Source organism: Curtobacterium sp. B18, assembly GCF_000333375.1.
In the GTDB taxonomy this organism is placed as follows: Bacteria; Actinomycetota; Actinomycetes; order Actinomycetales; family Microbacteriaceae; genus Curtobacterium.
Window position 1 is genome coordinate 1 of record NZ_BACZ01000224.1, and the last position, 3124, is coordinate 3124.

Consider the following 3124-nt stretch of genomic DNA (forward strand, 5'->3'; position numbering starts at 1 on the left):
CGGCTCGTCGGGCGAGGGGTTCGGGTCGTCCTCCTTCGCGGCGGACGGAGCGGGCACGCGGACGTCGGCGAGGCGCGGGTCCACGCAGGGCTTCGCGGCGCTGATCTCCGCCGCCGCACCGAAGCACGGCGCGTCGCCGTCCTCGAGCTGCCTCGTGAAGGTCGCCGCCTGCACCTCCTGCACGTGCACCGCGGTCAGCGTCGACACACCGAGCGCGGCCACGACGACCGTGCACACGACGCCGAGGACCGCCACGCGACGCGGGCGCAGCGACCGGACCCACCCGGAGAACCGGAGCGGCTCCTCGAACCAGACGGTCGTGACGGCCGCGAGGACGAGGGAGAGCGCGAGGACCGCGACCTTGCTCTTCCAGCCGAGCGGGTGGTCGAGCCAGATCGGCACGATGACGACGAGCGGCCAGTGCCACAGGTACAGCGAGTACGAGATGCGGCCGACGAAGGCGATCGGGCGGATCGCGCCGAGCGTCTCGAGGAGTGTGCCCGCACCGAAGGTCACCACGAGCGCCGCGCCGACGACCGGCAGGGCCGCGGCGATGCCGGGGAACGGCGTCGCCGGCGTGATCACCACGAGGGCGGCGAGGAGTGCGAGGGCGCCGAGGACCGCGGCACCTGACCGGACACGCCGGGCCACGGCCGTGCGCGGCGTCGGGAGCACGACGGTCGCGGCGAGCCCACCGAGGGCGAACTCCCACGCACGCGTGGCGGTCGAGAAGTACGCGACGCCCGGGTTGGTGGCCGTCTGGACGATGCACCACACCAGCGAGGCCGCCACGACCGTGCCGAGCAGGACGCGTGCCGTCGTGACGGGGGAGATCCGCTTCCGGACGACGAGGGCGAGCAGGAGCAGCAGCAGCGGCAGCGCGATGTAGAACTGCTCCTCGACCGACAGCGACCAGAAGTGCTGGAAGGGCGAGGCCTGGTTGTCGGCGTCGAGGTAGTCGACCGAGCTCGCCGCGAGTTCCCAGTTCTGGGCGTAGACCGTCGAGGCGATCAACTCGCGACCGTACTGCGACCACAGTGCGCTCGGGACGACCAGCAGCACCGCGGCGCCGGTCGCGAGGATCGTCAGGAACGCACCGGGCAGCAGGCGCTTTGCCCGGCGGGACCAGAACTGCCCGAGCCGGATCCGACCGGTGGAGCGCTGCTCGCGCAGGAGGTGGCCGGTGATCAGGTAGCCGGAGATGACGAAGAAGACGTCGACGCCGACGAACCCGCCGTGCAGCCGGTTCGGCCAGAGGTGGTAGACGACGACGGCGAGGACGGCGAAGGCACGGAGCCCCTGGATGTCCCAGCGCGTGGTGTCCCGGGCACGGTGTGCGGGACCGCGGAGATCCTCGGTTGCAGTGCTCACTGACGGCATCCTACGAGTTCCCGTGGGATCCTCGGAATCCGACTCGGCTTCTCGAACGCTCAGGCCCGGGCCGCGCGGAGGGCGTCGACCGTGTTGCGGACGCCCTGGCCGAAGTCGGTGAACTCCCGCGCGTCGACGCTCGGCAGGACACGCGAGGCGAACCGGAGGTCGAGCCCCTGGAACGTCGCCGACGGGTCGGCACCGTGCCGGACGTCGAGGGGCTCGCCGAACGCGTCCTCGACCGCGGCGACGACCTCGGAGATCGTGGCGCTGCGACCGGAGGCGAAGATCTTCGTGACGGTGGTGCCGGCGGTGCCGCTCGCGCCACCGGTGTCGCGCGCGCCGCCGGTGTCGCTCGCGCCGCCGTTGTCGCGCGCGCCGTGGGTGTCGCCGGTGGCCGCGTGGTCGGGCGTCTCGACCGCGTCCATCGCGTCGAGCACCATCGCGGCGGCGTCGTCGATGTAGAGGTAGTCGCGCGTGGTCTCGGTCGGGACGTAGATCGACGACGGTCGGCCCTCGAGGTGCGCGAGCGCGAGCTGGGACACCAGCCCCTGCGCCTTGCCGAGGTTCGCACCCGGCCCGTACAGGTTCGAGAAGCGTCCGACCACCAGTCGCGCCCCCGTCGACGCGGCCCAGGTCCGGAACCGTGCCTCTGCCGCGAGCTTCGCCCGGCCGTACGGTGCGAGCGGGGCCGTCTCGGAGTCCTCGTCGAACGGTGCCGGCGACGAACCGGCGTAGACCGCCCCGGCCGAGGACGCGAAGAAGAGCGTCCCGGGAGCGGCGTCGTCGCCCTCGACGGTCTCGAGGACCCGGGCGATGAGCTGCTGCTCGGCCTCGAAGACCTCGGCACCCGTCGCGACCACGCCCGTCCCGGCGCACCAGACGACTCGCCACCCGGCGTCCGGGGTGCGGACACCGCGGATCGCCTCGACGAGCGCCTCGACCGCGGCGTCCTGGTCGTCCCAGGGGACCGACGCCGCACGGACGTCCGCCCCCGGCGTGGCAGCGGCGGCACGACGGACCGCGCGGCCGAGGAACCCGCCGGAACCGACGACGAGCGTCGCGGGGGTCGACGAGACCGTCACGCTGTGAAGACCCCGGCGGCGGTCGCAGCGTGCAGCGCCTCGCGCCAGTCGCGCATCGGTGCCAGGCCAGCACGGGACCAGCCGTCGTGGCCGAGCACGCTGTAGGCCGGACGCGGCGCGGGCCGGACGAACGCGGCGCTGTCGGTCGGCAGGACCCGCTCCGGGTCGAGCCCGTTCTCGGCGAAGATCGCCTTCGTGAAGTCGTACCAGGAGCCCTGGCCCGAGTTCGTGCCGTGGTAGATCCCGGCCGGGGCGTCGGTGTCGACGAGCTCGACGATGCGTCGGGCGAGGTCACCGGTCCACGTCGGCTGCCCGACCTGGTCGGTCACGACGGACACCGTGTCGTGCGTCCGGGCGAGCCGGAGCATCGTCGCGGCGAAGTTCGGCCCGTGGGCACCGTAGATCCACGCGGTCCGCACGACGTACGACGAGTCCGGGGCGATCCGGAGCACGTGCGCCTCGCCCTCGGCCTTGGTGCGGCCGTACGCGTTCAGCGGGTCGGTCGGGGCGTCCTCGGCGTAGGGCGCGGTGCCGTTGCCGTCGAAGACGTAGTCGGTCGAGACCGTCACGAGCTTCGCGCCGTGCCGGACGGCCGCCTCGGCGAGGAGCGCCGGCCCCGTGGCGTTCACCGCGCGGGCGTCGGACTCGTGCGTCTCGGCGTCGTCGAC

The 3124-nt window shown here is 73.2% G+C and carries 3 protein-coding genes; all 3 read right to left on the reverse strand.

What is annotated here, in order from left to right; all coding sequences use genetic code 11:
- Window positions 1–1371, reverse strand: a 1371-nt coding sequence (locus I5E_RS05985) for an acyltransferase family protein (RefSeq protein WP_022906192.1), incomplete at its 3' end; no start/stop codon positions are given.
- A 59-nt stretch (window positions 1372–1430) separates the two neighbouring features.
- Entirely contained in the window at window positions 1431–2456 is a 1026-nt protein-coding gene (locus I5E_RS05990; RefSeq protein ID WP_022906193.1) for an NAD-dependent epimerase/dehydratase family protein, read from the reverse strand.
- A partial coding sequence (gene rfbD / locus I5E_RS21305; protein WP_022906194.1) for a dTDP-4-dehydrorhamnose reductase occupies window positions 2453–3124 on the reverse strand: 672 nt, incomplete at its 5' end. The genes rfbD and I5E_RS05990, both read right to left, overlap by 4 nt.